Here is a 12,279-nt window from a genome sequence, read left to right as displayed (position 1 = left end):
CCTAGGGCCGACGTCGGGGTACCCCCGGTGGGACTCGAACCCACACTGAAGCGATTTTAAGTCGCCTGCCTCTGCCATTGGGCTACGGGGGCGCGGCGCGGTCAGCACCGCCGCCCCACATTAGCGTGGCGCCGTCGGCACGCCGGTCAGCGTGCGGCGGGTGCGGACTCCGGAGACTTGCCGGCGTCCTCGGCGACGACCGACTTCGGGTCGATCGCCGGCGACTCCGGGGCCGCCGCGGGCTGAGCCGGACGCGGCCGGGCGGCGAACTCCTCGAAGACGTAGCGCGGGTTCTGCACGGCCTGCAGCGACACGTTGTCGCGGTTGAGCCAGAAGTTGTGCCACCAGTCGCCGATGACCCGCCACTTGCGCTCCCACGACGGCATGGCCATGCCGTGGTAGCCGCGGTGCGCGAACCACGCGATGAGTCCCTTGAGGGCGATGTTGCCCGACTGGAACACACCGTTGTACAGCCCCAGGCCGGCGACGGCACCGAGGTTGTGGTGGATGTACTCCGAGGGGAGCTCGCCACGCAGCACGGCGGTCAGGTTCTTCGCCAGCAGCTTGGCCTGACGCACGGCGTGCTGGGCGTTGGGCACGCAGTAGCCGCCGACGCCCTTGCCGGTGAGGTCGGGGACGGCCGAGATGTCACCGGCGGCCCAGGCCCCCTCGACGATCTCGTCCTCGGTGCCGACCCGCAGGTCGGGACGGGTGCGGATGCGGCCGCGCTCCTCGACGGGCAGGTCGCTGCCGCGCACGACGGTCGGGTTGGCCATGACGCCGGCGGTCCACACGATCAGGTCGGTGGGGATCACCTCGCCCGTGGACAGCTCGACGTTGCCGTCGACGGCACCCTTGACCTGCGTGTCCAGGTGCACGTTGGCGCCCCGCTTGGCGAGGTCCTTCAGCACCCACTCGCTCGTCTTCAGCGACACCTCGGGCATGATGCGCCCCATCGCCTCGATGAGGTGGAAGTGCGTGTCCTCGAAGGTCAGCTGCGGGTAGTTCTTCAGCAGCGACGAGGCCAGCGCCCGCATCTCCGCGAACACCTCGATGCCGGCGAACCCACCACCGACGACGACGACGGTCAGCAGGCGGTCGCGCTCGGGACCGGCGGGCAGGTTGGCGGCGAGGTCGAAGTTGGTGAGGATGCGGTCGCGGATCGCGACGGCCTCTTCGACGCTCTTCAGACCGATCGCGTTCTCGGCGATGCCGGGGATCGGGAAGGTGCGCGAGACGGCGCCGGCGGTGACGACGATCTGGTCGTACTCCTGCTGCCAGGGCTCACCCACGGCGGGCGTGATGGTGGCGACCTTGTTCGCGTGGTCGATGCCGGTCACCTTGGCGGTGACGACGCGGGTGCGCTTGAGGTGGCGACGCAGGCCGACCACGACGTGCCGGGCCTCGATCTCGCCTGCGGCGACCTCGGGGAGGAAGGGCTGGTACGTCATGTACGGCAGCGGGTCAACGATCGTGACCTCCGCTTCGCCCTTGCGCAGATGCTTCTCGAGCTTCCATGCGGTGTAGAAGCCCGCGTAGCCTCCGCCGACGATGAGGATCCGAGGCACGATGCTGGTCACGGGAAGAGAACTCCTAGATTGGGCGGCTCGACGCGCGGTACGTGCGCGCCGATCGGATGCGCCGGGCAGCAGCGGTGACACCGAGCGCAACCAGTATACCGGCCAGGGTGGTCACGGCCAGCGGAAGCGAGCCGTAGATAAGCGATTCCTCCGACGGCAGCAGCGGGGATGCCGGGCGGGAGACCGGGTCGGCGGCGGGGAGCGACGGGACCTCCACCGGCTGCGCCGTCGGCTCGGGAACGGGCGCGGCATCCGCTCGCCGGTAGATGCGGATCCAGTCACTGAGGTTCCCCATCGGGTTGGCCTGCACCGCCGCGACAGGGGCCGAAACCGCGGCTGCGGCGTCGACGAGCCCGTAGCCGTAGAGCGGGTCGGGCACCGACGACGCGCCCGCCGCCGGCGACGCCGTGCGCACGATGCGGTTGATGACGTTCGCCGCGTCGAGGTCGGGGTGGGCCGCTCGCACCAGCGCGGCGATGCCGGCGACGATGGGCGCCGCGCCGCTCGTGCCGTTCCACATCACCACGTCACCCTCGGGGGAGACGCCCAGCAGGTCCTCGCTGGGGGCGGAGACGCCGATCGTGATGCCCTGGGTGGACGCCTCGATGCTGGCAGTGCCGGTGCGGTCGACGCCGCCGACGGAGAGCACCCCGGGAATGGTGGCGGGCGCGCCGACGCGGTCGGTGCCGCTCCCCCGGTTTCCCGCCGCGACGATCACCACGACGTCGTTCTCGGCCGCATACAGGAACGCGTCGTCCCAGCTCTGCGGCCAGTCGAGGGTGTTGGTGGTGAACGACAGGTTGATCACGTCGGCATCGTGATCCACCGCCCACCGCATCGCATCGGCGACCTGGTCGGTGAAGGGCGTCGCGGCCGCCGCGCCGAACGACAGCGACAGCGACAGCAGCTGCGCCTCGGGCGCCACGCCGATGACGCCGGCGTCGGGGCCCGTCCCCCGCCCGGCGGCGAGCGAGGCGACGAGGCTGCCGTGCGCGGCATCCACCGCACCGACCGGTGTGCGCCCGTCTGCCGAGCCGAGGCCGGAGAAGTCGGCGCCGTCCACCACGCCGCCCAGTTCCACCGGTCCCCGCGCGATGCCGGTGTCGATCACCGCGATGCGGGTGCCGGCCCCCCGGGTCGTCTGCCACGCGTCGCGGATGCCGTAGTCATCGAGCCAGTACTGCGCCGTGCGCACCGGATCGGCCTGGATGTCGGGAGTCGGCGTCGGGGTGGGCGTGGCCGTCGGCACGGCGCCGAGCATCCCGGACGTCGCCAGCACCACTGCGGCCGCGGCGAGGCGGCCGTTCATGGCGTGGGCCCTCCCGGGTGAGCGCACGAGCACCGCTCGGGCGACCACTCGGACATCTCCAGCGCCCGGTCGCCGATCGGGTTGACCCCCGGTCCCGCGGCCAGGGCATGGCCGGCGAGGGCGTGCAGGCACTTCACGCGCGTGGGCATGCCCCCCGCGGAGATGCCGGCGATCTCGGGCACGTCGCCGTAGGGTGCGCGGTCGCGCAGATACGCCTCGTGTGCCCGGGCGTACGCGGCGGCGAGGTCGGCGTCGGCGGCCAGCTCGTCGGAGAGCTCGCGCATCACCTGGGTGGCCTCCAGCGTCGACATCGCCGCGGTGGCGCCCGGGTGCGTCAGGTAGTAGAACGTCGGGAACGGGGTGCCGTCGGGCAGGCGCGGCGCCGTGGCGACGACGGTGGGGTTGCCGCACACGCAGCGCGCGGCGATGCCGAGCACCCCGCGGGCCGGTCGTCCCAGCTGCTCGCGGAGCACCGCGAGATCGTCGTCGTCGGCAGGGTCGAACGGCGGGGTGGTCACCTCATCAGGTTATCGCGCGCTCCTGGACAACGCCCGTCACGGGGCGGGCTGATCCTGCGGAGCGTCGGGGACGCCGATCTCGTATGTGACGGTCTCGGTGACACCTGCCGTCGTGATGGAGCGGATGAGCCGGGTCATCCAGTCACTCTCGGTCTCCTCGACCTCGGAGCTCACGGGTGCCTGCTCCTGCGGGAGCTCGACGGCGGGGAGGTCGTTGTCCACCAGGAACACCACTTCGCCGGGATGCGTGTAGTACAGCCGTTCGCGCGCCTGCGTCGTGATGTAGGCCGGGTCGCCCCAGCGGTCGCGGGATGCCTCCAGTTCGGCGACCTCCTGCTCCCCCAGCGTCACCGCGCGCTCGAGGCCCGCGATCTGCTGGCGCTGCTCGAGGTACATGCCGAACGTGGGGACCAGCACGAAGGCGGCCAGCACCACCAGCCCCAGCATGATGAGCATGAAGCCCGACAGGCGGATGCCGCCCAGCCACTGCCGCACGTCGACCTCGCGGGAACGAGAAGAGGGAGCCGTCAGTCTCGCCACGGCTCCCCCTCTCATTCGGTCTGCGTCGTGCGCTTATCCCTTGAAACGGGGGAAGGCGGAACGGCCGGCGAACGTCGCGGCGTCGCCGAGCTCCTCTTCGATGCGCAGAAGCTGATTGTATTTCGCCACGCGCTCGCTGCGCGCGGGCGCGCCGCTCTTGATCTGACCGGAGCCCACGGCGACCGCGAGGTCGGCGATGGTGGTGTCCTCGGTCTCGCCGGAGCGGTGGGAGAGCATCGTGGTGTAGCCGGAGCGGTGGGCGAGGTCGATGGCGTCGAGCGTCTCCGACAGCGTGCCGATCTGGTTGACCTTCACCAGCAGCGAGTTGGCGGCACCGCGGGCGATGCCGTCGGCCAGGCGCGCCGGGTTGGTGACGAACAGGTCGTCCCCGACCAGCTGCACCTTGCGGCCGAGCTGCTCGGTGAGGGCGGTCCAGTTGTCCCAGTCGTCCTCGGCGAGCGCGTCCTCGATCGTGACGATCGGGAAGTCGTTCACGAGACCGACGTAGTACTCGGTGAGCTCGGCGGCCGTCCAGTCCTTGTTGTCGAGGCGGTACACCCCGTCGTTGAAGAACTCGGTGGCGGCCACGTCGAGGCCGAGCGCGATGTCGGCGCCGGGCGTGAAGCCGGCCTTCTCGATCGCGCGGACCAGGAACTCCAGGCCCTCGCGGTTGCTCGGCAGGTCGGGGGCGAAGCCGCCCTCGTCGCCCAGGCCCGTGGCGTAGCCGGCGGCCTTCAGCTCGCTCTTGAGCACCTGGTAGACCTCGGCACCCCAGCGCAGCGACTCGGCGAAGGTCTCGGCGCCGATGGGCGCGAGGAAGAACTCCTGCATGTCGATGCCGTTGTCTGCGTGCTCGCCGCCGTTGATGACGTTGAACAGCGGAACGGGCAGAACGTGCGCGTTGGGTCCGCCGAGGTAGCGGAACAGCGGCAGGTCCGAGCTGTCGGCCGCAGCCTTGGCGACCGCCAGGCTCACGCCGAGGATGGCGTTGGCGCCGGTGCGCGACTTGTTCTCGGTGCCGTCGGTGGCGATGAGGATCTCGTCGACGATGCGCTGCTCGCTCGCGTCGATGCCCTCCACGGCCGGGCCGAGCTCGTCGATGACGGCGTTGACGGCCTTCAGCACGCCCTTGCCGCCGTAGCGGCTCTTGTCGCCGTCGCGCAGCTCGTACGCCTCGAATGCGCCGGTGGATGCGCCGGAGGGGACGGCCGCACGCTGGACGATTCCGTCGTCGAGCAGCACCTCCACTTCGACGGTGGGATTGCCGCGCGAATCCAGAATTTCTCGCGCGCCTACAGCCTCGATCAGTGCCACGGATGACTCCTTTGTTGTGGAGGGTGGATCTCGGGAACGTCGTCGGTCCGTTGTTCCCCACTCTACTGACGACCGCGGCACCGCCACAGGCCACCGGCCGTGGGAATGGCTAGAGGACGAGGGCGACGGCGATGCCGTCCCACCCTTTGGCGTCGAGTGTCTGGATGGCGGTCGCGTCGAAGCGCGGGTCGCTCCCGAGCAGCTCGAGGCCGCGCTGGGTGCCGATCACCTGCTCGTCGGTGGTGTCCGGATCGGCCACGCGGCCGCCACGGCCCACGTTGTCGACGACGATGACGGTGCCCGGATGACCCAGCCGCGCAGCCCAGTCGAGATAGAGCGTGTTGGATTCCTTGTCGGCGTCGATGAAGACGAAGTCGAACGGCGCCTGCCCCGCCAGGGTGGGGAGCACGTCGGCGGCGCGACCGATGAGGATCTCGACCCTGTCCGCCACCCCGGCGCGGTTGAGGTTGGCCCGCGCGACGGCGGCATTGTCCGGCTCGGCCTCGATCGTGATGATCCGACCATCTGCAGGGATGCCGCGGGCGAGCCAGATGGTGGAGTAGCCGCCGAGCGTGCCGATCTCCAGCACGCGGCGCGCGCCGCTCATGCGGGCGAGCAGATGCAGGAGCTTGCCGTTGACGGGCGCGACCTCGATGGCCGGCAGGCCGGCACTGTTCTGGCGGGCGATGGTCTCTTCCAGTGCGGTGTCGTGGCCGACGAGGGTCTCGGCGAAGTAGCGGTCGACGCGGCTCCAGGCCTCCGGGGTGGGTTCGGTCATGCCGTCCACCCTCGCGAACGGCTCGCCACCCGGTCAACCCCGGGAGCACGTCAGAGGGGCGGCCGCGCCGTGCGCGCCCGCTCGACGATGGCCTGCAGCACCGCGGCGCCGGTCTCGGCATCGTCGACCGTGATCACGAACCGTCTGCCGTCGCGTCGCGTGACCTGGATCGCCTCACCGGCGCGGGTGATCACGCCGAACGCGCCCGGTCGCCAGCGCCACCCCCAGCCGCCGAAGTCCGCGGTCGGGTTCACGGAGGCCACGGCGACATCACGGATGCCGCGGGGGTCCAGGCGCCAGCGCGGCACCCCGGCGAACGCCCGCACCGTCAGCCCACGAGAGTCCACGACCACGCGATAGGCCGTGCCCGTGGCCACGAGCAGAGTCACCACGGCGCCGGACGCGAGCGTGATCCACCCCGCCGCGCCGTCACCGGTCAGCAGCAGCACCACGCCGAGCCCGACGGTGAACAGCGCCGCGCCGACCAGCAGAGCCAACGGCAGCCCGGCCACCATCGCGGTACGCACCCAGACGGCGCTCTCCTCGTCACGCAGGTCGAGTGCATGGGCGGCCTCGCCCTCGACCGGCGGCGCGGTCTCGCGCGGCTGCACCCACCAGCCGGCCAGCCCGCACGCCAGCCCCGCGACCGCGGCAGCCAGCAGGGGCAGGCCTGCCCCTGCCGTCGCCTGACCGGGGCCCGTGGCCTGCGCCGCGACGAGCACTGTCGACAGGACGCTGAGGAACGCCACCGTGGCGAGCACCATCGCGGCGACGAATCGGCTATTCGCAGTCGGAGCCGCCGGTCGCCCCACCCGGCGGGCAGCAGCACGATCGGATGCCAGGGCCGTGCCGGACAGCAGCGCCGGCAGGCCGACGCCCAGGGCGGCCGTCAGCACCGGGAACGACCACGCCGGCCCGAACCCGTCGGGCGTGCCGCGGAAACCCCAGTGGACCGCGACGGTGGCATCGAGGTTCGGCAGCATCACGAGCTGCAGGACCGCTGCGACGAGCGCGAGGGCGATCGGGGCGATGAGGGCGACGATGATGAAGCGTCGGCGGGCGTCGACAGGGCGTCGTGTCACGGTGTCGGCCTTTCCTGGGTGTGCGGGACGCGGACGGTGGACGCGGGGGCCAGGTCGGCGATCAGCGCGGCGAGCGTGTCGGGGGCGATGCCGGCGTCGGCGGCGCGGGCGACCAGGGCGGCCAGCTCCGCGCGCAGCTCGACCACGCGCGTCGCGGCGTCCGTCACGACGGCGCCCCTCCCCCGCCGCAGCTCGATGAGACCTTCGTCGCGCAGCTGCTGGTAGGCGTGCAGCACGGTGTGCAGGTTCACCCCGAGCGACGGCGCGATCTGCTTCGCCGACGGCAGCCGCTCTCCGGCGCGCACCCGACCCGTCGCGATCTCCGCGCGCACCGAGGCGGCGATCTGCGCGAAAAGCGGTGCGTCCGCGCGCGGACCGATCCTGATGAGCATGGCCCTATTCTAGGAGAACTAGAACAATAACGATTGTGCGGATCCACCGAGGATGTGCGAAACCTGTGCGCATAGGCCACAATTCCCACTCATGCGCATCACACCCCGACGCCTGTCCATCGGCATGAGCCTGTGGGCGCCGAACCTGTTCAGCGGCATCCGCGTGCGCCGCTTCGCGCCGGACTGGACCAGTGCCACGGTCGAGCTGCACGTGAACGTGTTCACCCGCAACTACGTGAAGACGGCCTTCGGCGGGTCGCTTTCGGCGATGACCGACCCGTACTTCTTCATGCTGGTCATGCACCAGCTCGGTCGCGATCACGTCGTCTGGGACACCCGGGGCGAGATCGAGTTCCTCAAGCCCGGGCGCGGTGTGCTGACGGCGCACTTCGAGGTTCCGAAGGAGAAGGCGCAAGAGCTGCGCGAGCGCGCCCGGGGCGGGGCGAAGGTGCTCGAGTGGTTCGAGACCGAGATCAGGGATGCCGCGGGCGATGTCGTCGCACGCGTGCGCCGCGAGGTCTACGTGCGCGAGAAGCGGCGGGTGACCGCGTCGGCGAGCGGCTGACCGATCACGGCGACTCCGGCGGGATGCCCCGGTCGCGCACGAGGTAGAGCCAGGGGAAGGCCCGGCATCCGATCTCCCAGCCGTCGCGCTCCTCGGCCGCGAGCGAGGAACGCCAGAAGAGGCGGCGGTGCTCCCACTGCGTGTCGGTGCGACGCATGCGGTGCGAGAGCATGCCCACCTCGACGGTGCGCCAGCCCATCCGCCCGGCGGCGTCGAGCTCGGCCATCTCGTCGAACGCGGTGACGGGACCGAGCCACCGTTCCGTGTCGGAGGCGGGTGCCGCCGCGCTGGCCCCGACCACGGCGCCGAAACGCTGCTGCGCGGCCTGGCGCGACATCCCCAACTCAGCACCGATCGCCGCCCAGCTCGCTCCCCCGGCGCGGGCCGCGGCGACCGACCGCTGCAGGATCGCCCGGGCCTCCCCCTCCGCCCGCGCGGCGGCGCCGATGAGGGCGAGGTGCTCCGGCAGCCCGATGTCGGACGTGTCATCGACCTGCGCGGCTGCGAGCACCGCCCGGCCGACGGCGTCGGCCAGCTCGCTCACGCCCGGTCGTCCCGGCTGGGAAGCCAGGCCGCCTGCGGCACGGCGCGGCCGATGCCGTCACCCAAGCCCCAGAAGTACGCGCCCACGGCGATCAGGCCGATGCCGGCGCCCTGCGCCGCCCCACCCCAGAATCCGCGCCACTCCAGCGCGATGGCGACGAGCAGCAGCACCGCCCCCGCGAGCATGCCTGCGATGGCGACCCACTTGACCCGTGCGATGGCGGCGGACGCTCGATTGCTGATCTGCTTCATAGCGTCAAGGTATCGTTGACATCGTGAAGCTGTCAACCGATTCTTGACATTGGCCCGCGTCGGCGGGATGGCGTCAGCCGAGCGGCTTGACCTCGACCTCGCCCGGGGCGGCACCGGCCGACACGGTCGCGAAGGCGGTGTAGCCGTCGTTCGCCGCGCGCTCGAGCAGTCCCTTGAGGTTCTTGGTCCGCTGCTCCAGGCGCACCCGCGTGCCGGATGCCACGAAGGCCGCCTTGTGCGCGAGCAGCTCGGCCACCGGCACATCCCGATCATGGACGAGCACCACGCTCGCCGCGTCCGCGGCGACGGATGCCGACAGCAGGTCGACGATGCGCTCGAATCCGATCGAGAACCCGACGGCGGGCACCTCCTGGCCGAGGAACCGACCGATCATCCCGTCGTAGCGGCCGCCGCCACCCAGCGAATAGGTCACGCTCGGGTGGGCGAGCTCGAAGATGGTGCCGGTGTAGTAACCCATGCCCCGCACGAGGAAGGGGTCGAACACGAGCGGGATCTCCCCGCCGGCGCCGCGTGCCGCAGCGACCGTCTCCCCCAGGCCGACGAGGTGCGCGATGATCTCGTCCGGAACGCCCTCGGGCAGCGAGGCGCGGATCTGGTCCTCGCCGAAGGGCCCGTCTCCGCCGCCGGCCACACCCGCCAGGAACTGCTCGAACGCGTCGACGGCCGCGCCGGTCGCGCCGCGCTCGCGCAGCTCCGCGGCGACGCCCGCCGGGCCGATCTTGTCGAGCTTGTCGATCGTGATGAGCACGCCGGGGCGCTCGTCGGCGGCGAAGCCGAAGACGTCGAGCATGGCGTCCAGCAGTCGGCGGTCGTTGATGCGGATGGAGCCGCCCTCGAGACCGAGCGCGTCGAGGGCGTCGAGGCTCGCCACGATGAGCTCCGCCTCGGCGCGTGCCGAAGCGTCGCCGATGATGTCGATGTCGCACTGCACGAACTGGCGGTAGCGGCCCTTCTGCGGGCGTTCCGCGCGCCACACCGGGGCGATCTGGATCGAGCGGAAGACGCTCGGCAGCTCGGCGCGGTGGCTGGCGTAGAAGCGCGCCAACGGCACGGTGAGGTCGTAGCGCAGGCCGAGGTCGGCCAGCGCCGCGACGTCGAGCGACGGCTGCTCGGCCGCGGCGCGCACCGCGTCGGCATCCAGCCCGCGCTTGAGGATGTTGAAGGCGAGCTTCTCGTTGTCGCCGCCGATGCCGGCATGCAGGCGCGAGTACTCCTCCATCACCGGGGTCTCGATCTCGTCGAACCCGTGCGCGCGGTAGCGCTCGCGGATCACGGCGAGCACGCGCTCGCGACGGGTCTTGTCTGCGGGGAGGAAGTCGCGCATGCCGCGCGGCGGATTGACGGATGCCACGGAATGATTCTCTCAGGATCCCGGCGTCTGCTCCGCCGCACGGATCTCGCCCTCGAGAACCCGCAGGCGCTCGCGCAGCGCCCGCTCGGCGTCCCACCCGTTCGCGCGGGCCGTCGCCACCAGCACCAACAGGGCGTCGCCGAGCGCCGCCTCGTCGGTCGGGGCGGATCCCGGCGACGCGGCAGCGGCCGCGGGCGCGACACCGACGGCCGCCGACTTGCCCAGCAGCTTCTGCGCGAGGGCGAGCGACGGCATGTGCCATGACACCCCATCGAGCACACTGGTGCGGGCGTGCTTCTCGGCCGCCTTGGCGGCGTTCCAGTGCACGAGCACCTGCTCGGGAGTGGTGGCGATCTCCCCGGCGAAGACGTGCGGATGCCGGCGCACCATCTTCTCGGTGAGGTCGCCGGCGACGTCGTCGATGTCGAACGGGTCGTCGGGATCGCCGGCGGCGACCTCGGCGTGGAACAGCACCTGCCAGAGCAGGTCGCCCAGCTCCTCCCGCAGGTCGGCTCGGGACCCCGCCTCGACGGCATCCACCAGTTCGGCGGCCTCCTCGACGAGGTAGGGCACGAGCGCGCGGTGGTCGATCTGCTGGGTCCACACGCACCGCTCGCGCACCGCGTGCATGGTGTCGGCGGCTGCGCGCAGGGCGTCGGCGGGAGGCTCGGTCTGCGATGTGCTCACCCGCACCATTGTGCCGCTCAGTTCAGCTGACCGCCGGTGGGCGAAGGCGGTTCCGGCGCCTGCTCGCGCTCCGCCTGCGACCGGGCGAGTCGCCGATAGTGGCGCGCGCGCTCCGAGACCAGCAGCGCGGCGACGATGAGCGAGATGCCCGAGCCGGCGAGCACGCCGAGCGTGGCCTCGTCGCGCACGAGAGGATCGCCGACGAACGCCAGCTCCGACAGCAGCAGCGACACCGTGAACCCGATGCCGCCGAGCGACCCCGCGGCCAGCAGGTCCCGCAGCGACAGATGGGGCGCGGCCCCCCGGTTGCCGATGCGCAGCGAGAGCCACCCGAACACGGTGATGCCGATCAGCTTTCCCACCGGCAGGCCCACCACGACGCCCCAGAAGGCCGGAGACAGCTCCGCCGGCGACACCTGCGGAATGACCACCAGGGCGGCCGAGAAGGCGAACAGCGGCAGCACGATGCCGTTGACCCACGGCTCGAGCGCGTGCCGGGCACGCAGCGCCGGGCGCTGGGCCATCGCCAGTCCCAGTGCGACCCCGGCGAGGGTGGCGTGCACCCCCGAGAGGTAGACCAGCACCCACGTCGCGATGCCGAGGATCACCAGGATGACGGCGATCGGCACGCGGGCCCGGGTGTCGAGCCTGCGACTGAGCACGCCGAAGAGGATGACCACGAGCATCGCGACGGCCAACAGCCCGATGTTGACGTCGGTGGTGAACAGCACGGCGATGAAGACGATCCCGACGATGTCGTCGAGGATCGCCAGCGCCAGCAGGAAGATGCGGATGCCCGACGGCAGTCCCTTGCCGAAGACGGCGAGCACCCCGAGCGCGAAGGCGATGTCGGTGGCGGTGGGGATGGGCCAGCCGGCGGCGACGTCGGAGCCGCCCGCGAACATCAGGAACACGCCGATCGGCACGAGCACGCCGCCGGCGGCGGCGATGGCCGGCTGCAGCGCCTTGCGCGCGGAGTTGAGCTCGCCGTTGGTCAGCTCGAACTGCAGCTCGACCGCGACGACGAAGAAGAAGACCGCCAGCAGTCCGTCCTGCACCCAGTGCCCCACCGACAGCTCGAACACCCCCGGGATGCCGAGGTGGGTCTCCTTGAGTTCGAGGACGGCACCGCCGAGGGGCGTGTTCGCGATGACCAGGGCGGCGATGGCGGCCGCGAGCAGGATGACGGCGGGGAAGCGCGCCGAGCGCAACAGGGACATAGGACCTCCAGGGGTCGGAGTCAGCAGCTCCGCCCTCGAGTCCCGAGGACGAGCCGACCAGACTTCCCGGCGCACCGCCGTCCATCGTAGCGAAGCGAAACGCGACCGCGGGCTCGCGTTAGCGTTG

At 71.4% G+C, this 12,279-nt stretch carries 14 protein-coding genes and 1 tRNA gene; 1 reads left to right on the top strand and 14 read right to left on the bottom strand.

Annotation, left to right across the window (positions count from 1 at the left end; all coding sequences use genetic code 11):
* Window positions 1-19: 19 nt before the first annotated feature.
* The 9 genes from QNO26_RS05795 to QNO26_RS05755 all read right to left on the bottom strand — a co-directional run bounded on the left by QNO26_RS05795 (window position 20) and on the right by QNO26_RS05755 (window position 7,513).
* Window positions 20-92, bottom strand: a tRNA-Leu gene (locus QNO26_RS05795).
* 54 nt (window positions 93-146) lie between these two features.
* Window positions 147-1,568, bottom strand: coding sequence for an NAD(P)/FAD-dependent oxidoreductase (locus QNO26_RS05790; RefSeq protein WP_257531766.1), 1,422 nt, complete (start codon window positions 1,566-1,568; stop codon window positions 147-149).
* Between the two features lie 25 nt (window positions 1,569-1,593).
* A complete protein-coding gene (locus tag QNO26_RS05785; RefSeq protein WP_257531501.1) occupies window positions 1,594-2,889 on the bottom strand; it encodes a S8 family serine peptidase in 1,296 nt (431 codons plus the stop codon).
* Entirely contained in the window at window positions 2,886-3,407 is a 522-nt protein-coding gene (locus QNO26_RS05780; protein WP_257638288.1) for a DUF501 domain-containing protein, read from the bottom strand. The genes QNO26_RS05785 and QNO26_RS05780 overlap by 4 nt, the downstream gene beginning before the upstream one ends.
* Window positions 3,408-3,443: 36 nt before the next feature.
* Window positions 3,444-3,947, bottom strand: coding sequence for an FtsB family cell division protein (locus QNO26_RS05775; protein ID WP_257531506.1), 504 nt, complete (start codon window positions 3,945-3,947; stop codon window positions 3,444-3,446).
* A 33-nt stretch (window positions 3,948-3,980) separates the two neighbouring features.
* Complete coding sequence (gene eno, locus QNO26_RS05770) at window positions 3,981-5,261, bottom strand: phosphopyruvate hydratase (RefSeq protein WP_257531508.1); 1,281 nt, start codon at window positions 5,259-5,261, stop codon at window positions 3,981-3,983.
* A gap of 109 nt (window positions 5,262-5,370) precedes the next feature.
* Window positions 5,371-6,039, bottom strand: a complete 669-nt coding sequence (locus QNO26_RS05765) for an O-methyltransferase (RefSeq protein WP_257638287.1) — start codon at window positions 6,037-6,039, stop codon at window positions 5,371-5,373.
* Window positions 6,040-6,089: 50 nt separating this feature from the next.
* Window positions 6,090-7,121: a DUF1648 domain-containing protein gene (locus tag QNO26_RS05760; RefSeq protein ID WP_257638286.1), complete on the bottom strand. Its 1,032-nt coding sequence runs from the start codon at window positions 7,119-7,121 to the stop codon at window positions 6,090-6,092.
* Window positions 7,118-7,513 carry a GntR family transcriptional regulator gene (locus QNO26_RS05755; protein ID WP_257531515.1) on the bottom strand — a complete coding sequence of 132 codons (396 nt, stop codon included), beginning with the start codon at window positions 7,511-7,513 and terminating at the stop codon, window positions 7,118-7,120. The genes QNO26_RS05760 and QNO26_RS05755 overlap by 4 nt, the downstream gene beginning before the upstream one ends.
* Window positions 7,514-7,604: 91 nt before the next feature.
* Here QNO26_RS05755 and QNO26_RS05750 point away from each other — a divergent pair, with 91 nt between their 5' ends.
* Complete coding sequence (locus tag QNO26_RS05750; protein ID WP_257531517.1) at window positions 7,605-8,078, top strand: DUF4442 domain-containing protein; 474 nt, start codon at window positions 7,605-7,607, stop codon at window positions 8,076-8,078.
* A gap of 4 nt (window positions 8,079-8,082) precedes the next feature.
* Here QNO26_RS05750 and QNO26_RS05745 read toward each other — a convergent pair whose 3' ends face one another.
* From QNO26_RS05745 to QNO26_RS05725, 5 genes are all read right to left on the bottom strand, one after another.
* Window positions 8,083-8,622, bottom strand: a complete 540-nt coding sequence (locus tag QNO26_RS05745) for a hypothetical protein (protein ID WP_257638285.1) — start codon at window positions 8,620-8,622, stop codon at window positions 8,083-8,085.
* Window positions 8,619-8,873, bottom strand: a complete 255-nt coding sequence (locus QNO26_RS05740) for a hypothetical protein (RefSeq protein WP_257638284.1) — start codon at window positions 8,871-8,873, stop codon at window positions 8,619-8,621. The genes QNO26_RS05745 and QNO26_RS05740 overlap by 4 nt, the downstream gene beginning before the upstream one ends.
* A 73-nt stretch (window positions 8,874-8,946) precedes the next feature.
* Complete coding sequence (gene hisS, locus QNO26_RS05735; protein WP_257531769.1) at window positions 8,947-10,218, bottom strand: histidine--tRNA ligase; 1,272 nt, start codon at window positions 10,216-10,218, stop codon at window positions 8,947-8,949.
* A gap of 39 nt (window positions 10,219-10,257) precedes the next feature.
* Window positions 10,258-10,875 (bottom strand): MazG nucleotide pyrophosphohydrolase domain-containing protein, encoded by a 618-nt coding sequence (locus QNO26_RS05730; RefSeq protein WP_257638368.1) that lies wholly within the window; start codon window positions 10,873-10,875, stop codon window positions 10,258-10,260.
* A gap of 74 nt (window positions 10,876-10,949) precedes the next feature.
* Window positions 10,950-12,152, bottom strand: a complete 1,203-nt coding sequence (locus QNO26_RS05725) for a Na+/H+ antiporter NhaA (RefSeq protein ID WP_257531523.1) — start codon at window positions 12,150-12,152, stop codon at window positions 10,950-10,952.
* Window positions 12,153-12,279: the final 127 nt, after the last annotated feature.

This window comes from Microbacterium sp. zg-Y1090 (assembly GCF_030246945.1).
Classification (GTDB): domain Bacteria; phylum Actinomycetota; class Actinomycetes; order Actinomycetales; family Microbacteriaceae; genus Microbacterium; species Microbacterium wangruii.
The sequence above is the reverse complement of the archived record's forward strand: the minus strand, read 5'-3'. Positions and strand labels throughout refer to the sequence as shown.

What these genes read in the sequence shown, in the direction of transcription:
- QNO26_RS05765 (WP_257638287.1), bottom strand. Translation starts at nt 6,039, where the DNA reads ATGACCGAACCCACCCCGGAGGCCTGGAGCCGCGTCGACCGCTACTTC.
- hisS (WP_257531769.1), bottom strand. Translation starts at nt 10,218, where the DNA reads ATGCGCGACTTCCTCCCCGCAGACAAGACCCGTCGCGAGCGCGTGCTC.
- QNO26_RS05750 (WP_257531517.1), top strand. Translation starts at nt 7,605, where the DNA reads ATGCGCATCACACCCCGACGCCTGTCCATCGGCATGAGCCTGTGGGCG.
- QNO26_RS05725 (WP_257531523.1), bottom strand. Translation starts at nt 12,152, where the DNA reads ATGTCCCTGTTGCGCTCGGCGCGCTTCCCCGCCGTCATCCTGCTCGCG.
- QNO26_RS05785 (WP_257531501.1), bottom strand. Translation starts at nt 2,889, where the DNA reads ATGAACGGCCGCCTCGCCGCGGCCGCAGTGGTGCTGGCGACGTCCGGG.
- QNO26_RS05730 (WP_257638368.1), bottom strand. Translation starts at nt 10,875, where the DNA reads ATGCACGCGGTGCGCGAGCGGTGCGTGTGGACCCAGCAGATCGACCAC.
- QNO26_RS05755 (WP_257531515.1), bottom strand. Translation starts at nt 7,513, where the DNA reads ATGCTCATCAGGATCGGTCCGCGCGCGGACGCACCGCTTTTCGCGCAG.
- QNO26_RS05740 (WP_257638284.1), bottom strand. Translation starts at nt 8,873, where the DNA reads ATGAAGCAGATCAGCAATCGAGCGTCCGCCGCCATCGCACGGGTCAAG.